General features: G+C 47.8%; 21 protein-coding genes and 2 pseudogenes. 19 read left to right on the top strand and 4 right to left on the bottom strand.

All coding sequences use genetic code 11. The features are described 5' to 3' along the window. The first annotated feature begins 2 nt into the window (after positions 1-2). The 12 genes from BLR06_RS16820 to BLR06_RS19830 all read left to right on the top strand — a co-directional run bounded on the left by BLR06_RS16820 (position 3) and on the right by BLR06_RS19830 (position 10631). A complete protein-coding gene (locus BLR06_RS16820) occupies positions 3-476 on the top strand; it encodes a phage tail tube protein (protein ID WP_092074755.1) in 474 nt (157 codons plus the stop codon). Further along, positions 476-901: a phage tail assembly chaperone gene (locus tag BLR06_RS16815; protein ID WP_092074754.1), complete on the top strand. Its 426-nt coding sequence runs from the start codon at positions 476-478 to the stop codon at positions 899-901. The genes BLR06_RS16820 and BLR06_RS16815 overlap by 1 nt, the downstream gene beginning before the upstream one ends. 213 nt (positions 902-1114) lie before the next feature. Next, positions 1115-3106 carry a tape measure protein gene (locus BLR06_RS16810; protein WP_092074753.1) on the top strand — a complete coding sequence of 664 codons (1992 nt, stop codon included), beginning with the start codon at positions 1115-1117 and terminating at the stop codon, positions 3104-3106. Further along, positions 3106-3792: a hypothetical protein gene (locus BLR06_RS16805; protein ID WP_092074752.1), complete on the top strand. Its 687-nt coding sequence runs from the start codon at positions 3106-3108 to the stop codon at positions 3790-3792. Before BLR06_RS16810 ends, BLR06_RS16805 begins: the two co-directional genes overlap by 1 nt. A gap of 34 nt (positions 3793-3826) precedes the next feature. Then, positions 3827-4804: an XkdQ/YqbQ family protein gene (locus tag BLR06_RS16800; protein ID WP_092074751.1), complete on the top strand. Its 978-nt coding sequence runs from the start codon at positions 3827-3829 to the stop codon at positions 4802-4804. Further along, the gene (locus tag BLR06_RS16795; protein WP_092074750.1) at positions 4797-5207 is read left to right on the top strand and encodes a DUF2577 domain-containing protein; all 411 of its coding nucleotides are present in this window, start codon (positions 4797-4799) and stop codon (positions 5205-5207) included. Before BLR06_RS16800 ends, BLR06_RS16795 begins: the two co-directional genes overlap by 8 nt. Before the next feature lie 16 nt (positions 5208-5223). After that, positions 5224-5637 (top strand): DUF2634 domain-containing protein, encoded by a 414-nt coding sequence (locus BLR06_RS16790; protein WP_245698205.1) that lies wholly within the window; start codon positions 5224-5226, stop codon positions 5635-5637. Next, the gene (locus BLR06_RS16785; protein ID WP_092074749.1) at positions 5630-6667 is read left to right on the top strand and encodes a baseplate J/gp47 family protein; all 1038 of its coding nucleotides are present in this window, start codon (positions 5630-5632) and stop codon (positions 6665-6667) included. Before BLR06_RS16790 ends, BLR06_RS16785 begins: the two co-directional genes overlap by 8 nt. 3 nt (positions 6668-6670) lie before the next feature. Then, on the top strand, positions 6671-8362 hold the full coding sequence (locus tag BLR06_RS19835; RefSeq protein ID WP_217636930.1) for a hypothetical protein: 1692 nt from the start codon (positions 6671-6673) through the stop codon (positions 8360-8362). A 1-nt stretch (position 8363) separates the two neighbouring features. Continuing rightward, a complete protein-coding gene (locus tag BLR06_RS16775) occupies positions 8364-8981 on the top strand; it encodes a putative phage tail protein (RefSeq protein ID WP_092074748.1) in 618 nt (205 codons plus the stop codon). A gap of 6 nt (positions 8982-8987) precedes the next feature. Next, positions 8988-10208 (top strand): gp53-like domain-containing protein, encoded by a 1221-nt coding sequence (locus BLR06_RS19615; protein ID WP_173813040.1) that lies wholly within the window; start codon positions 8988-8990, stop codon positions 10206-10208. An 18-nt stretch (positions 10209-10226) separates the two neighbouring features. Next, a complete protein-coding gene (locus BLR06_RS19830) occupies positions 10227-10631 on the top strand; it encodes a tail fiber assembly protein (protein WP_217636929.1) in 405 nt (134 codons plus the stop codon). A gap of 146 nt (positions 10632-10777) precedes the next feature. On the opposite strand, the pseudogene BLR06_RS16760 reads toward BLR06_RS19830, so the two are convergent. Continuing rightward, positions 10778-11641, bottom strand: a pseudogene (locus BLR06_RS16760) (glycosyltransferase family 8 protein). Between the two features lie 167 nt (positions 11642-11808). On the opposite strand from BLR06_RS16760, the gene BLR06_RS16750 reads away from it, so the two are divergent. The 3 genes from BLR06_RS16750 to BLR06_RS16740 all read left to right on the top strand — a co-directional run bounded on the left by BLR06_RS16750 (position 11809) and on the right by BLR06_RS16740 (position 13890). Further along, positions 11809-12159: an SNARE domain-containing protein gene (locus tag BLR06_RS16750; protein WP_092074745.1), complete on the top strand. Its 351-nt coding sequence runs from the start codon at positions 11809-11811 to the stop codon at positions 12157-12159. After that, entirely contained in the window at positions 12156-12677 is a 522-nt protein-coding gene (locus tag BLR06_RS16745) for an N-acetylmuramoyl-L-alanine amidase family protein (RefSeq protein ID WP_092074744.1), read from the top strand. The genes BLR06_RS16750 and BLR06_RS16745 overlap by 4 nt, the downstream gene beginning before the upstream one ends. A 121-nt stretch (positions 12678-12798) precedes the next feature. Beyond that, positions 12799-13890: a polysaccharide pyruvyl transferase family protein gene (locus BLR06_RS16740; protein ID WP_092074743.1), complete on the top strand. Its 1092-nt coding sequence runs from the start codon at positions 12799-12801 to the stop codon at positions 13888-13890. A 375-nt stretch (positions 13891-14265) separates the two neighbouring features. On the opposite strand, the gene BLR06_RS20410 is transcribed toward BLR06_RS16740, so the two are convergent. Beyond that, positions 14266-14397 (bottom strand): glycosyltransferase family 8 C-terminal domain-containing protein, encoded by a 132-nt coding sequence (locus BLR06_RS20410; protein ID WP_092074741.1) that lies wholly within the window; start codon positions 14395-14397, stop codon positions 14266-14268. A gap of 4 nt (positions 14398-14401) precedes the next feature. Then, positions 14402-14929 (bottom strand): annotated as a pseudogene (locus BLR06_RS16725) (glycosyltransferase family 8 protein); the annotation flags it as partial. Positions 14930-15069: 140 nt separating this feature from the next. Between BLR06_RS16725 and BLR06_RS19610 the strand changes: the two are divergent. The 3 genes from BLR06_RS19610 to BLR06_RS16715 all read left to right on the top strand — a co-directional run bounded on the left by BLR06_RS19610 (position 15070) and on the right by BLR06_RS16715 (position 17027). Then, positions 15070-15222, top strand: a complete 153-nt coding sequence (locus BLR06_RS19610) for a hypothetical protein (protein WP_173813047.1) — start codon at positions 15070-15072, stop codon at positions 15220-15222. A 4-nt stretch (positions 15223-15226) separates the two neighbouring features. Beyond that, entirely contained in the window at positions 15227-15787 is a 561-nt protein-coding gene (locus BLR06_RS16720; RefSeq protein ID WP_092074739.1) for a hypothetical protein, read from the top strand. Positions 15788-16001: 214 nt separating this feature from the next. Next, the gene (locus tag BLR06_RS16715) at positions 16002-17027 is read left to right on the top strand and encodes an Ig-like domain-containing protein (RefSeq protein WP_092074738.1); all 1026 of its coding nucleotides are present in this window, start codon (positions 16002-16004) and stop codon (positions 17025-17027) included. A 287-nt stretch (positions 17028-17314) separates the two neighbouring features. Here BLR06_RS16715 and BLR06_RS16710 read toward each other — a convergent pair whose 3' ends face one another. Then, the gene (locus BLR06_RS16710; RefSeq protein WP_092074737.1) at positions 17315-19003 is read right to left on the bottom strand and encodes a methyl-accepting chemotaxis protein; all 1689 of its coding nucleotides are present in this window, start codon (positions 19001-19003) and stop codon (positions 17315-17317) included. Between the two features lie 203 nt (positions 19004-19206). Here BLR06_RS16710 and BLR06_RS16705 point away from each other — a divergent pair, with 203 nt between their 5' ends. Then, the gene (locus BLR06_RS16705; protein WP_173813046.1) at positions 19207-19356 is read left to right on the top strand and encodes a tripartite tricarboxylate transporter substrate-binding protein; all 150 of its coding nucleotides are present in this window, start codon (positions 19207-19209) and stop codon (positions 19354-19356) included. Positions 19357-19395: the final 39 nt, after the last annotated feature.

Raw genomic sequence — 19395 nt, 5'->3', positions numbered from 1 at the left:
ACATGAGAACAACAATGCATGCCAAGGATGTTTTGCTGGCCAAGCTGGCCAGCTGTTATATCACGGTCAACGGGGAACGCCACCTTGCCTTGCAGGCTAAGGATTTGACAGCGACGGTGGAAAAGGAAAAGGTTGAAGTTCCCATTTTAGGCCGGATGATGAAAGGGCATAAGACGGTTTCGATGACCGGCACCGGCAGTCTGACCGTATACCAAAATACAGCGCTGTTTACCAATATGGTGAAAAAAGCCAAGGACAGCGGTCTGGACATTTATTTTGATATGATGGTCGTCAATGAAGATCCGGCGTCCGATGCCGGATCCCGGATTGTGACTCTGAAAGACTGCAATATTGACGGCTGCGACATTGCGGCGTTTGACGCCGACGGGGAACTGCTGGAGCAGAGCATTGATTTTACTTTCGAAGATTTCGAGATTGTCAAAAACTTTAAGGAACTTGAGGGGGTTACACAATAATGGATATGAAGTCGTTTTTTAAGGAAAGCGCTATCCCGGTTGAAAATGTAAAATACGCGGCATCGGAACGCTTTCTGGACGCGGCAGGGACCCCGCTGGAGTGGGAACTCAGGCCTCTGACCAGCGAGGAATTCGAAGCAATTTTAGACAAGGCCAAAAAGAAAGTGCCCAGCCCGGATAACCCCCGCAATCTGCTGGTTGTCACCGACAATGCCAAAGTACGTGATGAGATGCTGAAGGCATCTGTCGTTTATCCCAATCTGAAAGCGGAGGATCTGCAGGATTCCTGGGGCAGCGTAGGCGAAATTGCCACGCTGCGGGCTATGCTGCTGCCGGGCGAAGTCAATGAACTGGTCAATGTGATTCAGCAAATTTCCGGCTTTGAAGTCGGCATGGACGAAAAGATCAAGACAGTAAAAAACTAATTGCAGGCGGGGACGTTTGGGCGAACGTCCTCTATTTCTGCCTGCACAAGCTTCATCTTACGCCCAGTGTGTTCTTTGCCCTGCCGGCGGAAGACCGCGCTTTTATTATGGCTGCCATAGTCTACAAAATGGAAAAAGAAGCCCAGGCGGCAAAAGCAGCCGGGAAAAAGACAGGCAAAACGATGTCCGGCCGGCGACGCAGGAGGTGATAGTATGGCCACACTGGAAACCGTGATTGCCCTGAGAGATAAATTTACCAACACCATTCAACACATGACCGGCTCTACCCGCCAACTGACCAGCGGCCTGGATAACCTGCAGGCGGCAACAGCACATACGGATACGGCACTAGCTGGCGTGGCAGGCGCAGTGAACCGTCTCAACAGCGGTTTTACCGGCGGGGGAAATGCCGTTCAGCAGGCTGGCGGCTTTATGACGGGCTTTGCCGGCCTGGCGGTTAAAGCGGCGGGCAGGGCAGTTGCCGCTATTTCCAATATACAAACCGCACTGTCCGTCATGAGCCTGGCGAATGAATATGCGCAGACAGCAGCCCGGCTGGCGGTGATGAACGACGGTCTGCAGTCTGCGGCGCAATTGCAGAACATGATTTTCCATTCGGCCATGAATGCCCGGGTTGCTTATCAGGCAATGGCCGACGCAGCCGGCAACCTGGGCGTGCTGGCCGGAGAAGCTTTTTCCGGCAATCGGGAAATAATTACCTTTTTGGAGCAGGTCAACAAGCAGTTTGCCATATCAGGCACCTCCGCCGCCGGCATTCAGACAGCAATGCTGCAGCTGACGCAGGGCATGGGTGCCGGCGTGCTAAGCGGCGAGGCTTTGCACGCAGTACTGAATCAGGCGCCGACGATTGTTAAGACCATTGCAAAATACCTGAATGTTTCTACCGGCGAGCTGCAGACAATGGCGGACGAGGGCCGGATTACCTCAGAGATTGTCAAGTCGGCGATGTTGGCCGCGGCTGCTGAAACAAACGCTGCGTTTGAGAAACTGCCGGTGACATTCAGCCAGGCGTTCACTATGGCGGGGAATGTGGCCTATCAGGCATTTACGCCGGTATGGGAGGCGGTTGGCCGGATTGCCAACAATAAAAATCTGCACAGTATGCTGAACCGGCTGTATCCGGTGCTGCTGGTTATCGGTACAGCGATTGCCGGGGTGATTGACGGTGTTAGCTGGCTGGCCTCTGTTGTTGGAAATGTACTGGGATATGCCTTTAGCTGGGTCACGGCGATTGCCGTTATTGGTTTTCAAGCAATAACGGCAGCGATACCTTTTGTATTGGCTGCCGTTATGGGGCTGGCGGCCGGATGGGCAGTCTTGAATGCTGCTAAGCTTTACAATATAGTTACGGATGCAATGATTGCAGCTTATGTCTGGATGCAGGTTGCTGCAATTACGGCAGTTAATGCTGTGATAGCAGCATACCGTTGGCTGGTGTTGGCTGTAGTCGCGGCGAAAGGAATGTGGGCTATGGCTACCCATGGCGTGACCGTTGCTCAGACTTTGCTGGCGGTGGCGACATGGGCTGTTTCCGCGCCTTTGCTAGCAGTCGCCGCTGTAATTGTCGGCGTCATGGTGGCCGCGCTTGCGGTTTGGGGATTGGCCAGCTTAAACCTCCGGAATGCTTTCGCTGACGCGATGAATTTCATGATTGACGCCTGTCAGATCGGTGTCAATACCATGGCCCGGATGATCAATGGCCTGATTGACATTATCAACAAGGCGGCAGGCGGTTTAAATTCCTTATTTGGTACGAACATCGGGACAATAGATCACGTTGGCACGGTAGACTTCCAGGGGGCAAAAAAATGGTCAGGCTATATCCGCGAAGGCACGTTCATGGAGAATTTGACAGGCGAAATCGGAGGAATGCTCGATTTACCGGAACTGCCGAACACCAATAATTTTACTTCCAGTTATGATCCGGCCAACGCGGAAACCGCCAAAAACACCAAGGGCATTCAGGACGCACTTGGCATTCTGGATGAAGACATTAAGTATATGCGGGATATCGCCGACCGGGAGTATATCAGCCAGACCAAATACAGCACGGTGAAAATCGACATGTCCGGCATGTCAACGACGGTGAATAATCGCGGCGATCTGGATGGGTATATCGACGGCCTGGGCCAGTACATCAGCGAGAGGATTTCTAACGCGGTAGAGGGGGTGCATGAGGAGTAATGTATTATTTCTTTATCAATGACAAAATACTGCCGGTTCCCCCTCCCAAGCTGGAGGTTAAGATCAATAATAAGAATAAGACCGTCAATCTGATTAATGAAGGAGAAATCAACATTATCAAAACTCCGGGACTGACGGAGATCAGTTTTGAAGTGATGATGCCGAATCAATTTTATCCCTTTGCTGTTTATGGCGTAGCTACCTTTATCACCAGAATGTCGGGCTTGCCGCTGGGGATTACTTATGGAAAAGAGTATATTGCCGGCTTCGAGCAGCTGAAACTGAATCATAAGCCGTTTCGACTCATTATTGCCCGGTTTGGACAGAACTTCGAATATTTGTCCGATACGAACCTGTTGGTCACGCTGGAAGAATACAGCGTCAATGAAAGCTCGGAATACGGCTTTGACTGGCAGGTACCGATGCGGTTTAAGCAGTACCGGCCTTATGCAACCAAGGAATTGATGATCACCAAAAATGAAAAGGGCGAAGAGGTAGCAACCGTTAAAAAAACGCGGCCAACAACGAAGGAAGTACCCAAGGCTTACAAGGCTGCCGCAAATATGTCACTGTGGGAGGCCTGCCGGCGGGCCGCGGGCGGCAGCCTGGACTGGCGCAGCGTGGCTGAAACAAACGGCATTCGGGATAATAAGGTGATCAAGGGAGCGGTCTTAAAATTAGAGTGAAAGCATTTGAATATTTTTGAAAGCGGGTGATGCGATGCCGACAGTCCAGTTAATGATTCAAAATCGAAGTACAGACAAAATTTATCAGCCGGTCGTCTGCGATGGCGTTCAGTTGGAGTGGGAACGCAAGGGCGTTCCGGGAAGACTGTCCTTTAAAGCGGTAAATGATGCGATGCTGGATTTTGCCGAGGGCGATCCCGTAAAGATGAGCATTGACAACAAAAACATGTTTGCCGGCTACGTTTTTACAAAAATCCGAAATAAAGATCAGATCATCACGGTTACTGCGTATGATCAGCTGCGCTATCTAAAAAACAAGGAAATTAAAAACTACTCCAATCTGCGGGCCGATGAAGTGATCAGAAGCATTGCGGCAGATTTTGGCCTGGAACCCGGTGAAATAGAAAACACCGGCTACACGATCCCGCGCCGGCGCGACAACAACCAAACCCTGTTTGACATCATCCTGACGGCCTTAGATTTGACGCGGAAGGCCACCGGCGAGGTCTATGTCCTCTATGATGATTTCGGCAGGCTAATGCTGCAGAATGCCAGGAACATGCGGGTGGATATCCTGATCGATGCGGAAACTGCCGAAGATTTTACCTATACATCCAGCATTGACCGGGATACCTATAACAAAATCAAACTATATTTCGATAACGAGGAAACGCAGAAGCGGGAGCCCTATATCATACTCAACAGCCAAAGCATCGCCCGCTGGGGGCTCCTGCAATACTGCGAATCCATCGACGATAAGCAGGTCGCCAACGCGGTTACGCTGGTCCAGCAGCTGCTAAAAACCTACAACCAGGCCACACGCAGCCTGACCATTAAAAACGCGCTTGGCGACACTCGCGTCAGAGGCGGCAGCGCGATCGGCGTATCCTTAGATCTGGGTGACGTTGTGCTTAATCAGCACTATATGCTGGTGGACAAAGTTACTCATAATTTTCAGGACAATGAGCATACCATGGACCTGGAAATCCGGGGTGGTGTGATCAATGCCTGACCGGGACGTTGTTTTCCTTATCAAAAAAGCGGCGGTTTCAGCTGTTGAAGCCGGCTATCCCTCTGACTGGATTGTGGGGACGGTGGAAACGGTTAATCCGCTCACAATCAAGACCGAGCAGCAGGAAATTCTGGACGCGGAATATCTTTGGCTTACAGACGCTGTTCGGGATTATGAAGTGGATATTGAAGTCAGCCATGTCACTGAGATTAGAGCCGGCGGCGGGGGTTACGCCGAATTTGCCGGTCATGACCATGATTATAAAGGGCGCAAAAAAATCACTGTCTACAACGGCCTGCAGGTGGGCGAAAAGGTATTCATGCTGCAAAAGAAAGGCGGGCAGGCGTTTATTGTCCTGGGACGCGTATTTGCGCATACCCATCTGCGTGGGCAGTGGCTGTGAAGGAGGTGCATGCTGTTTGATACCGGTTGCCGGCAAGACAACTTTTTTACAGGATATTCAAGAGGTCCAATATCCTAATCTTACCTACAAAATGAACTTTGAGGATGAAACCATTCGCAACTATACCAATGATCTGGAGGCGATTGAGCAGGCTTGTTATAAAATCCTTAGTACGGAGCGATACCGCTATATCATCTACAGCTGGGGCTATGGCATTGAGCTAGAGGCTCTATTTGGACAGCCGTTGCCGTATGTCTATTCGGAGCTGCCGCGGCGCATCAAAGAAGCGCTGCTGTACGATGACCGAATAAGCGATGTCACGGACTTTCAGCTCAGCCACAAGAAAGGTGATGTGACGGCGCTATTCACGGTGGTGACAACTGCAGGCACACTGGAGTTGAGCAAGGAGGTGCAATTCAATCATGTATGAAGCTATGACTTATGAAACTATCTTACAGCGTATGTTGGGCCTGGTGCCCAACACGCTGGATAAGCGGGAAGGCAGCGTCATTTATGACGCCTTAGCGCCGGCCGCTGCCGAGCTAACCCAGGCCTATATTGAACTAGACCTTAACCTGCAATTGGCTTTTGCTGACACCTCTCGCGCTGAATATTTAGCCATGAGAGCGGCCGAAATGGGGATAGACCGGATTGCCGCCACTTATGCCTTGCGTAAGGGCTTTTTTTATACCGCCAGTAATGCGGCTATGGATGTTCCGCTTGGTTCCCGGTTTACCCTGGAAGGTTTGCATTATGTCACAGTAGAAAAAATCAGCGCCGGCCAGTTCACCCTGCAATGTGAGACAGCCGGCGCTGCGGGAAATATCCCGTTCGGCAACATGGTGCCGGTCGATTACACCGATGGCTTGGCCAAAGCGGAATTGGCCGACATTCTCACACCTGGCGAGGATGAAGAAACTGACGATTCCCTGCGTGAACGGTATCACTTCCGGGTGCGGCAGCCGATCACCAGCGGCAACATCTATCATTACAAACAATGGGCGCGGGAGGTGGCCGGAGTGGGCGATGCCAAAGTATTCCCGCTGTGGAATGGCAACGGGACAGTAAAAATAGCGATTGCTGATTCCGACATGCAGCCGGCCATACCGGCCTTGGTAACCACTGTCGCCCAATACCTGGAAACCGTCCGGCCCATTGGCGCAACCGTCACGGTCGTTTCAGCGACCGGCAAGGCCATCATTGTGACGGCTGCCGTCACCCTGGCACCGGCCATTGCCCTGCAGCGCGTGTATGACGCTTTCCTGTCAGCGGTTGACGGTTATCTGAAAGAAATTGCTTTTTCCAGCAGCTATGTCAGCCATGCCCGAATCGGCACATTACTGCTCAGTATTCCCGGTGTGGACGACTACAGCGGCCTGACCTTAAACGGCGCTGCCGCCAATGTTGCCCTGTCCGGCGAGGAAATTCCAGTTTTGGGCAATATTGATCTGGGGGTGTAACATATGGCCTATCCTTTAGAGATTGACCAATTTCCGGCCAAACTCAACAAAAAGACAGATGGCAGCGTCTATGTCATGGAAGAAGAACTGCCCATTACAGCCAGTAAATATGAAGGCCTGCTGGCCCATGACAACATCACCAATAATAGTATCCGGGTATACACCGGTTCCAAGCTGACCGGGCAGGAGATCATTAACTATATCATTTCCGTACCGGCGGAAACGCCCTGGCGGCGGCATATCAAAGTATTTGCCGATGTGGCAAAAGTTTATGTGACTTACGAAACGCCGGGCGACACAGTTGAGGCCGATGATGTAAACGGGCTGCAACAATCCATGACCGCCACGCAAGAGGAAGTGGAGCGGTATAAAGCGGCCAATGATAAAGCCGTCGCGCAGCTCGACAACCGGCTGACCGCCCATGCTGCCAACAAGCAAAATCCGCATGGGGTAACAGTCACGCAAATCGGCGCGGAAACACCGGATGGCGCACAAGCGAAAGCGGACACCGCCAAAGCTGCGGCAATTAGCGCGGCGGCGCAGGATGCGACTGCCAAAGCCAGTGCCGCCCAGGCCAACGCCATTGCCGCTGCCGCGCTTGACGCTACAGGCAAGGCTAATGCGGTGCAGGCCAGTGTGAACAGTCATACCGCCAACAAAAACAATCCGCACAGCGTTACCGTCGCCCAGATCGGCGCGGAGACCCCTGCCGGGGCGCAAGCCAAGGCCGATGCGGCCAAGAATACGGCTATCAGTACAGCAGCCAGTGACGCCACAAGCAAGGCTAATGCGGTGCAGGGCAATTTGAACACCCATACCGCTAACGCCAATGACGCCCATGACGTAGCCAATCGCCTGCAGGCTTTGAAAACAGTCCTGACCAACTACATTGACCAGAGCATTGCTGCCATGGTGGACGGCGCGCCGGAAATGCTGGATACGTTGTATGAGCTGGCAAATGCCCTGGGCAATGATCCGAACTTTTCGGCTACAATGACCAGCCTAATTGGGCAGAAACTAAATTCATCCGAAGTGGTTGCCACGGCGTCGGCCAATAAAGTACTGCGGCTGAATGCCAGCGGTATATTGCCTGCATCCATCACCGGGACAGCGGGGGCTGTACCCTGGACAGGCGTAACCGGCAAGCCAAGCGCCTACCCGCCCAGCATTCACGGCCATAACGCGGCCGAAATTACTCAAAGCGCCGATTACCGGTTTGTGACGGATGCCGAAAAAGCGGCCTGGCAAGGCAAATCCTCGTTGGCCTTGGGTGAAACGTCGACAACGGCTTACCGCGGCGACCGGGGCAAAGTGGCCTATGATCACAGTCAAGCCGCGCATGCGCCGGCGAGCGTCTATACCAAGGCCGAAGCGGACGGCAAATATCTGCCGATTGGCGGTTTATCATCATCCCGGCCGGTTTTTTCCTATGGGCAAACAACCGGCATTGGCAATGCGGCCAACAATCTTGGCGGGATAGTAATGACAGCTGCCGGATCAGGCGCGGCCTTTATGGCGTTTCATCGCCCCGGCGTTTATGCCGCCTACTTCGGTTTGGACACTGACAATCAATGGGCGGTTGGCGGCTGGTCAGCCGGAGCGACAAGAAGGCTGATTGCTTTCCAGGATCAGATCCCGGCTTCTTTCCCCTTCCCAACAGGCGGGATAACCTGGAACCAACTCAAGGGGGTGTAACATGGCCTACGGAAAACTTTTATACTCTGCCTTCCTCTATAGCGACCTGGGCGCAGACGCCGGGCAGTCGGACTATGAAATTCCGGATTTGATGCGCTACCTGCCCTGGTATTACCACGAATCGCCGGAAATGCTGAAACTACAGGGCGTGCTGGCCGGGGATGTCGGGGCTTTGCGATATTATGGCCTGCCAAATTTATTAGACCAGTTCTTTATTAAAACGGCCACCTGGGGCTTGGGCTACTGGGAATATGAATTGGGGCTTGCCACCGACCGCAGTAACTCTTATGAACGGCGCAGGGAAATTATCCAGGCCAAGCTCAGGGGATCAGGAACATCCACTAAGGAAAGAATCAAAAGTGTTGCCGAAGCCTTCTCCGGCGGTGAGGTTGACGTTATTGAATACAATGACGAATACCGGTTTGAAGTCAAATTCATCGGGGTATTGGGAATCCCGCCGAACATGGCGGGATTTTTAAATATGCTGGATGAAATCAAGCCAGCGCACCTGGGGTATAGCATTAGCTACACTTACACGGTCTGGAACATGCTGCTGCCGATTGACTGGAACGAAGCAGGCGCCAGAACATGGAGCCAATTACGCGTATATGGAGGATAAGCAAAAATGAAACAAACACCGAATTTAAGCTTAAATAAGCCGGAAGGTACTGACGTTGTTAACATTGATGATTTAAACGCCAACATGGATGTATTGGACGCCAAATTAGGGACAAGCGGCCATAACCATAACGGCACTGCCGGGAACGGGCCGAAGATTACCAGCGCCGGACTTGCGGCCGGGGCCGCGAATGACGCGGCCATTGGCAGCCGGACGGTCAACCAGGCGCTGGCGTCTCCGGCCAATGCGGGAACGCTAACCCAACTCTTATCCTGGCTGGCCGGGAAAATTAAGGCAATTACCGGCGCTACTAACTGGTATGATGCCCCGGCTGCAACCCTGGCCCAGCTTTGGGCCTTGTTCGGCACCTCCGGCCACAGTCATAATGGGACAGCGGGGCAGGGGCCGAAGATTGCTTACGGCAATATCAGCGGTGCGCCAACCAGCATGACGCCGACTGCGCATGCTTCAACCGCAACGACTTATGGCGTGTCAAGCGCCAGCAATTATGGTCATGCCAAAGCTACGGCAGCAGCGCCGCTGGCAGCGGGTACTGCGGCAGTAGGCACGGATAACGGCCTGTATGCGCGGGGCGATCACCGTCATCCGGTGCAGACCAGTGTCAGCGGCAATGCGGGGACGGCCACGAAGCTGGCGACAGCCAGAACCATCGGCGGCACAAGCTTTGACGGGACGGCTAATATTGTGCCTGCAAACTGCACCTTGGCGGCAAGTGCGACAAAGTTGGCGACTGCCAGAACGATTGGCGGTACCGCGTTTGATGGCACAGCCAATATCGTGCCGGCAAATTGCACTCTTGCGGCAAATGCTACTAAGCTGGCGGCTGCCAGGACGATTGCGCTTACTGGCGCGATAACCGGCAGCGGCAGCTTTGACGGTTCGGGGAATTTGTCTATTGCCACGGCGCTGGGCAGTGCCTTAGGGGATTCTGGGCATTTATTTGCTGAAACTGGGTATCAGAAATTTAGTAATGGATTAATAATACAATGGGGTAATACAACCGTATTTAATCAACGTCAATCTTTCCCCATTGCTTTCCCAAACGCTTGTTTTACTATGACCTCAATAAAAGGTAAAGAAACTAGCGAAATCTGGGAGCCATCCAGTAATCCTCCAGCAGTAACGTATAGATCAAACACGCACTATCGTATAAATGTCAGAAATGGGGACGCTGACCGAGTATATTGGATTGCAGTCGGAAACTAAAGAAGGGACTTGATAAAAATGAATAACTATTATGCAAAATTTAATGGGAAGAACGAACGTGAAACCTCTATCGCCCTTAGCGTCCACTTTACCAACGAAGAAGAATTACAACCATATCTGGATCAGGGTTTTGTGTCGATCACTGACGAAGAACAGGCGTTGTATGCCACGAATCAATATACTCGTGGTGAAGATGGCAAACCAGTCAAAAAGCCGCCATATGCGCCAACAACCGAAGAAAAAATGGCCGCAATTCGGGCAAAACGCGACCAGTTTTTGGCTGAATCCGACAAGTATATGACGCCAGATTACCCGATTACAGAAGTGCAGCGAGAAGCGTGGAAAGCTCACCGCCAGACGCTTAGGGACATGCCGGAAACATGCGATCCGGATAACCCGGTTTGGCCGGTAAAGCCGGATTAAAAACCAAGAGAGTATACTAACTGCCCCTGGTTTTTAAAAATTTCATTTTTTAATATTTACAATACCACAGTATTCCCGAATATATATTTCCTTCAGTAAAAATTTTTCAGAATATATTCTTGCATCGGAAGGTATAGATGGTGATCTTAGCGGGAGCCCAGACCACGGGGACAAACTTTCATAATGAGAATAAAGTTGATGGGTTTGTGTTTTTTGTCACAAAAGATGTCCCATGGTTTTGGATTTGCGGCGCAGTGCAGTAATATGGTGTTTTTAGGAATGTTGGTCTTCTCATGTTTTTCAGAAATAAAATTCCATTTTTGAGGTAGAATTTTTTTTGCATTGTCCAAAATTAAATTTAAAGCATCTTGGTCCAAAAAGACATAGTTTTTCGAACGGTCGGAAAGGAGGGATAATGCTTTTTCTGATATATTCTGTTTTAACCATTGGTGAACATTAATTAGCAATACACCTGCATTAAAATAACATTCACTCTGCAAATTTAGGGCTTCTGACTGCCTACGCGCAACTGATAAAACATCGGAAACAACAGCCGCTAAATGCTTTCCCATATCCAGATGAACTAATTCAGATATTTCTTGGAGACACAATATATCTTCATCAAGATACAAAAGTTTGTCGCGCTCCTTTAGAACAAACGGAATAAAAAAACGGAAATAAGTGGGTAGGGGAAGACATTTTCGTGTTGGCAAATGCGAGATAAAAGATCGTCAACCGTATAAATGGTAATAAGGATATTGGTAAATTGAGTGCCTGAGTTTTTTTAAGCGGTCTAAATCGTCTTGTTCTATAGAAGTAGCAAAAATATGAAAATCCAGAAAAAGTTCAGGATTATTAATTGCGATCGAAGTGATCGTAACGCCCAAAGGTCGGGCATATTTGGCGTTAATCCCAAAACCGATGCTGATTTGATCCTTATTAGCGGCATTTTCCGAGCAAAACTGACCATTCTTAACTATTGAATCTGCAATGACTTTCTCAAAATCCATGACAGCATCCCCTAAAATATTAATAATATCTAAAGATAAGTTTAACGTAAACTGTTATGTTTTAACAGATTTTCATTTGGGAAAAATTTAGTAAGGCGGTATATTACTAAAAATGATATTTAAAAATAAGCGCGCCGTGTAATTTTACCAGGAAAGGGATGAAAGTAATGGAGCCAACACAAGTCATATCACTAATACCATACATCGTACAAAACCCGAACTTAATCGGGTTTATTTTATTTGTCATATGTTTTCTGCCACTGTTGGCTTATGTTGTCCGCAAGGCCGACAAGCAAGCTGACCGGCAGCAGGAGTTTTTCAATCGCAGCATGGATGATGCCCAGGTCAGGGAAGAACGGCTGGGCGATTTAGTGAACAATACGCTTGCTAAGCAGACGGAAGCCCTAAACAACATTAACAATACCATGGTCTGCATTAATCAGAATGTTGGTGATATCAAAGACCGGGTTGACGTTATTGAAGATCATATCGGATTGGAAAAGGAGAGAGTATCATGAAAATGACAATTAACGGAGGTCACTGCCCTGGATTCGATTCCGGGGCAGTAGGGGCAACTGGTCTGCAGGAGGCAGTTGTTGTTAAGGATGTTATGCAGCGGGTGGCGGGTTATCTAAGGAATATTGGTTCCGACGTGTTAGAAGTACAGAAGAATGAACTGTATCAAATCACAGATGCATCTAACCGGTTTGGAGCTGATTTATTTGTTAGTATCCATTGTAATGCAGCGGTAAATCGGGCGGCGCAGGGAACCGAAACCTATTGTTATTCGCTTGGCGGGCCAGGTGAGAAGCTGGCAGGGTGCATACAGCGGCAGATTGTCAACAATCTTGGCACAGTAGATCGCGGAGTTAAAACGGACCGATTTTATGTGCTGAAAAATACTGCTTGCCCAGCAGCTTTGGTGGAGTTAGCGTTTATCGGTAACCCGGAGGATGAAAAAATGCTTGCTGATCAGGCCAAGCGGGATGAGTTTGCCAGGGCAATAGCTAGAGGAATAACGGATTACTTGTTATAAGATTAAGCCAGGGCGGTACACTTATTACTGACCCTGGCTTAAATTATATAGTTACCTGTTTATAAATAACTATGGTATAATATGGAGAAATAGCGGTATAAAAGTAGAAATCAAGCATTAAATGTTGTATTTAGGAGGCTTTATTATTACTAAATCAGTCTTGCTTTTAAATGACACAGAGGATGTATACCATTGGGGATGTTACGGAACCTCACGAGCAATTAAGGATCAGCTACTAGCAAAAGGTGCAGCAAATATTGAATCTTTGCCAGTCTATCAAGTCCATTCATTGCCAAATGTAGTAAAAAGCTCTTCGGCTTTTAAAGACAAGAACTATTTTACTCATACCTATTCTGAGTTAGCAGCAAAAATAGAGCAGTGTAACACCATAGTTATTAATGGGGAAGGAACTATTCATGATTTTCGAAATGCTCCACGAACGTTACTTTATTTAGCGTATGCAGGAAAGAATTTCTTTGGCAAAAAAGTATATTTAATCAATCATTCCTGTTATCCAAATACATGGCGGTCTGATGTTCTTGATTTTTACAAAGCGGGTTATTCTAGTTGCGATTATGTTGCAGCAAGAGAAAGACGCTCCACTCATATTATCAATAATAAACTAGGTGTCGAGTGTGTCGAAGCTTTTGATAGCTTACCTTTATCAATTAAAAATGTATATGACCAAATCCCAGAGGGGTATATCAAGAAGCCTTATATATGCATCTCAGGTGCTGTAAATTATAAGCTAGATAGATCGAAAATTATTGCGAGACAATTATTAAGATCATTTCCTAATTATAGATTTGTATATCTTGTCGGTTCTAAGGAAGAAGGTATCAACCATGAAGAACCGCGAGTTTATGATAGCTTAAAAAGTGCGCTGCCTGATCTCCAGTTAATTAATGCAACTAGCTTCACTGAGTGGCTATCAGTCATAAAACACTCCCAATTACTAGTATCTGGTCGTTTTCATTATACAATTGCAGCATTATGTTTTGGAACTCGTGCTATTTATTTTCGCTCAAATACACCTAAAATAGATAGTATAGCAGAAGATTTAAATTTACCGGGAGCTATTATGCGTAGACCGCCGTTTTTATTTGAATTAATGCTGTGGCGCAGACTTAAACAAATCAAAATAATTCCATGGCCCAATCAATTGGAGATGCTTTGCCAAAAAGCAGTAAAGAATTTTAATTGGGAGATATAAATAGTATTACAAAATATTTTCAACTATATTTTACACAACAGAATTTTATTTTTAAATCAGCTCAAACACAGGTAGATAATTGTCTGCTTGTGCTTATTTATTTACTCAAAACTAAAATTTTTCTGCATGAAACCTGCCCAGATGTACGGATAAAAGATAAGGCGTGGGGAATCCATTAGTTAAGCTTAACAGAATTGATAGACCAGTTTACGGGTGAAGCGGTGAAAAAGTCATAAAAAGAGCCCCTTTAGGGCTGACTGAAAAAGTTATGCGGTTGGTGGACTTTTCAGTGAGCCTTGAGACTCAACTAGCATCATGCCCTTATAGGGCGTAATCAAGCCACCCGTTATACGGGTGGTCCTGACTTTATAAATTTCATTTTAAATATTTACAATACCACAATATTCCAGAATATATATTTCCTTCAGTAAAAAACTTTTCAGAATATATTCTTGCATCGGAAGGTATAGATGGTGATCTTAGCGGGAGCCCAGACCACGGGGACAAACTTTCATAATGAGAATAAAGTTGATGGTTTTATATTTTTTGTCACAAAAGATGCCCCATGGTTTTGGATTTGCGGCGCAGTGCAGTAATATAGTGTTTTTAGGAAAGCTAGTATTCTCATGTTTTTCAGAAATAAAATTCCACTTTTGAGGTAGAATTTTTTTGCATTATCCAAAATTAAATTTAAAGCATCTTGGTCCAAAAAGACATAGTTTTTCGAACGGTCGGAAAGGAGGGATAATGCTTTTTCTGATATATTCTGTTTTAGCCATTGATGAACATTGATTAGCAATACACCTGCATTAAAATAACATTCACTCTGCAAATTTAGGGCTTCTGACTGCCTGCGCGCAACTGATAAAACATCGGAAACAACAGCCGTTAAATGTTTTCCCATATCCAGATGAACTAATTCAGATATTTTTTGGAGACACAATATATCCGCATCAAGATACAAAAGTTTGTCGCGCTCCTTTAGAACAAACGGAATAAAAATGGAAATAAAGTGGGTAGGGGAAGACGTTTTCGTATTGGCAAATGCGAGATAAAAGTATCGTCAACCGGATTACTTGTTATAAATATAAAATATTTCTGCATGAAATCGCGTCAAGATGTACGGATAAAGATAAGAGTGGGAATCCATGCGCATTAATCTAAACGGGTGGCATATACGTGCTGCCGGATAACACCAAGGCTGAATCCTTGCAGATGGTGCTGCTTGATGGCAATGTAACCGATTACGTGCCGGTCAAGGATGGAACTGAAATTGATGTACCGTTAGAGCGGCCAGAATCGACTGTGACTGCTATTTTAAGGGAGGAATAAGTAGATGGATCGGGCAAGAGTTTTCATAATGCATAACTGGAAATACATCGTAGGGCTGGCTATTGTGCTGGCCCTTTTGCTTTGGGGCAGGCAAGAATATCAGCAGTGGAAGCAGCACATCATTGAGCAGGCCAATCAGGCTGCCGTCGCTCAAGTGCAGACTGTCACGCTGCCGCCGCAAGTCATCCACACCACAACTGAGACAGTTCGGGAGGTAGCTGTACAGGATCCTTCTCAGCAGGGCGCCGTGCTGTCGTTCGTGGAGCGGGAGGGTAAGGTGATTGCTGTTGTGAATGGGCAGGAGGTCGAGGTGCCGAATGTGACCGGCCAGCCAGAGGTAAAATTAGGCGAGAATGGTGAGCTGCGTTTGACTTCGACGACTACGGCCCGGATTGATGTCACCGAGATGGCCAATGCTCAGGCGCGGCTGATTGCGAATCAGGAGCTTGAGAAGCAGGCAGTGGTGCATAAGAATGAAATGGACAAAGAAAAGTCCGCCCGTAAGAAGGAGAGGCTGCTGTGGATAGTGGGCGTCGGGGTTGGCGGGTATCTATTAATGAAGTAAAGGTACTTCGTCGGAACATTTGTTCGAATAATGGTGGCAGTGATCTGGTCAGACAGCTGTCAGTAAATCCATGTACATTCAATAAAGATATCTGCAGAAATCGCTCTTTGGGTGTACGGATAAATAATGAGAGCCGATATACAGGAAACACACAACTTAAATCAGAGTCCTTGGCTATGTCGGCTTCTTAGAAAAAAACGGGGGAATAATTATTATGTCAATATGTACGTGGGATCCAAACAACAAGTCAACAAATACTACGTTATCAGATGGTGACTTGACAGCGTATTTGCCAAATCAGTCAGCTTTGGTTCTTGGAACAATAGGCCACAGTAAAGGTAAGTACTATTTCGAACTGATTCAGACTGTAGGTATCCGACTATTTATGGGAATAGCAAACGAAAACTTAACTCGCAGTAATATAGATTTAAATGGTCGCTATTTTTTCGCTTATAATGGGAAAAAATATCCAGGGGCAAATAACTATGCGGAAAGTTTTGGAGTAGGTGATTGCGCAGGGATAGCTGTCGATATTGATAACGGAACATTAGAACTTTTCAAAAATGGTGTCAGTCAAGGTATTGCGTTTAGCGATATTAAAGACCTGGGTACAACTATTTATCCGTTTGTTAGTAACGGTACAGATGTTTATGGAGCAGCTACTGTCACTGCCAATTTTGGCGCAACACCGTTCCAATATCCAGTAGAAGGTTTCTTAGCGTGGAATAATGATGGAGAAGAAGCCGAGAATCCTCTCGAACTACACATCGTACTTGAAGTGGATGAACAGATTCAACTCATTGGCAACGTTCTGCCTGAGATGGCAGGCGACCCCAATTTGGAGTGGTCTTCCAATCTTTCAAGTGTCGCTTCTGTTGATTCAACCGGTATGGTGACAGCGCATGCCGAAGGATACACACATATTAAAGTAAAAACAATCAATGGCGAATGGAATGACTTTGCCCGAGTAAAAGTGGTCGCAAAAGGTGAAGGTGATAAATACCGGCTGTCGATTTTGCTAAAGACAGGGGAAAGTTGCCTGTTGGAATCGGTTTTTAATTTGGAAGATTCAGCAGAAGGGGTTGTTTGGACATCTGGAACGCCGGAGGTAGCTGCTGTCGATCCGAGTAATACAGTGCAAACGAGGGTGACAGCGCTATCAAAAGGTTTAACACTGGTAACCGTACAGACGATTGACGGTAGCAAACAGGATCAAATTTATGTAACGGTTATTGAATAATCAGATCACCTGGAGCATCGGTTTCCGGGCTTCTCATGATTACTGCCCTGCGCTGCCTAACGGTGGTGCGGGGTTTTTTATTTTGTTTCGACATAATATGTACTACTTTGCGCCTTGTTGTCATAGAAAGGCTGTAGACTTTGACTTTGTCTACAGCCTGGGAGGAACCTGGTAATTTTTACAGGTTCCTCCTTTTGCCTATAAAGGTTGTTTTCTCGGGCAACCAAATTTATTAAATGGATTTTTTGAAATTGAGTTTTTATCAGTATCTGGAATCCTGTTAAGGGCTAAAGCTGGAATTTGGCGGCAATACCATTTAGTTCGACCGCCATCGTGGACAAAGTTTCGGCGCTTGAACTGATCTCATGGAGGCTGGCGCTTTGCTCTTCCGCCGCTGCCGCTGTCGTCTGCGTGTTGGCGTTGGTTTGCTCGGCGATATGGCTGATATCCTGAATATTGGCGACGATCGCCTGCATGCCCTGGGCCGTTTCTTCGACCGCCCGGCTAATTTGTTCAATTCCGGTGCCTACATGGTCCAATTTGCCAATAATCGCCTCAAAGCCCTGCTGGGTTTCAACGGCGGCTTGCTTGCCGGTTGCTACTTCGGCATTGGCCTTAGCGACAACATTGACGGTGAACTGGATGTCGGTGGTCATTTGTCCGATGATGGTCTCAATGTGACTGGTAGCGGCGGCGCTTTGTTCGGCTAGTTTGCGGACTTCCTCGGCTACGACCGCGAAGCCCCGGCCGGCCTCGCCGGCTCTTGCCGCTTCAATAGCGGCATTGAGAGCCAGCAGGTTGGTTTGCCCGGCAATGCTGCGGATGGTTGTGACAATTTGCTGTATATTTTCCGAGCCTTGCCTGAGGGAAGAGGTTACACCCGTGATAGCGGTCATCGATTTTTCAATGGTTTCATTTTGAACGACCAGCTGTTGAATGAGCTGCATGCCATGACCGGCGTCTCCAACTGCGGCATGGGTATCGTTGTTAATTTGGGCGGCGCTTGCGCTCATTTGCTCCGCTCCGGCGCTGACCTCCTGCATGACGGCGGAGATATTGGTAATGTTATTGATGTTTTGGTCGGCGCCTGCGGCGATGTCGGTAATCGTCTTAGCCATGTTTTCCGATACTTGCAGTTGCTCCTCCACCGAGGCAGAGAGCTGTTGGCTGGAAGCCGCCAACGCATCGGCGTTATTTTTAACCAGGCCGACCATATCCCGCAGTGAGTGCTTCATATGATTGAAGGTCTGCGTCAACAGGCCGATCTCATCCGAGGTTTTGACCACTACGTCATCAATATGGAGACTGCCGGCGGCGATTTGGGATGCGGCCTCCGCGACACGGCGTACAGGATCAGCGATGCTTCGGCTGATGGCCAGGGCAATCAGCACAGCCAGAGCGCCAACAAATAAATTGACGATCAATAAAATCCACTGGGTTTGTTCAACTTGTCCGTGGTTTTCTCGTTCGACGACCCGGGCGAATTCTTCCTCAATTTTCACCAACTGGTGGGCTGCATCCATCGTTCGTTTATAGGGATCGCCAGCTTGCTGCATGTAGAGGGTGACTGCCTGGTTGTGGTCGGCTCGTTTTGCTTCAAAGGATTTTTGGGCGATTTGTTCATATTCTTTTTTGGCCTGCCGAATTTCCTCAAGTGTTTCCTGTCCTTGCTTTGTTGCTATCAGATTAGCCAGCAACGTGATTTTCTCATCGGCCTGGCTGCTATAAGACTCAAAAATGGAAATATCGCCGGTATCGCCAGTGAAATTGAAACGGCGCATGGCAACGGCTTCGTTGGCGATATCAATGGCGACGCCTTGCGTTAACTCGGTTTTATGCAGCTCAGTCTGGGCGTTGGACTGCAAAGTGTTTGTCAGGCTCCCAATCCGGAAATAAGTAAACAGGCTCATCAGGGCCACAATGATGATGACGATTATGAAGCTTCCTAAAATTTTTTGACGGATGCTGATCTTCATGTTATCCTCTCCTAAATTATTATATATATTATATAATAATTATTATCTATAAATAATTAAAAGTCAACAAATGATTGAGTAAAGAGAAAGAATTTTTTTAGACTCCGCCCAGAACATGGAGACTGGGGTTTTATTTTATTACAAAATATGACAAAAAGCCGATTTCCTTGATTGTGCCGTTTGCGCCCGGCGGCGCCAGTGATATGATGGCGAGAGCGCTGGGAAAAGCGGCTTATCAGCAGCTTGGGCAGAATATCATCATAAAAAATATGCCTGGCGCCGGAGGAATGTTGGACTGGAATGAATTAGTGGAATCCAGATATGGTGGTTATACACTGGGAACTTGGAAATAAATAAAACAGCTATTACCTGGGTGAATAGCTGTTTTAAGT

It is taken from the genome of Dendrosporobacter quercicolus, from assembly GCF_900104455.1.
Classification (GTDB): domain Bacteria; phylum Bacillota; class Negativicutes; order DSM-1736; family Dendrosporobacteraceae; genus Dendrosporobacter; species Dendrosporobacter quercicolus.
The sequence above is the reverse complement of the archived record's forward strand: the minus strand, read 5'-3'. Positions and strand labels throughout refer to the sequence as shown.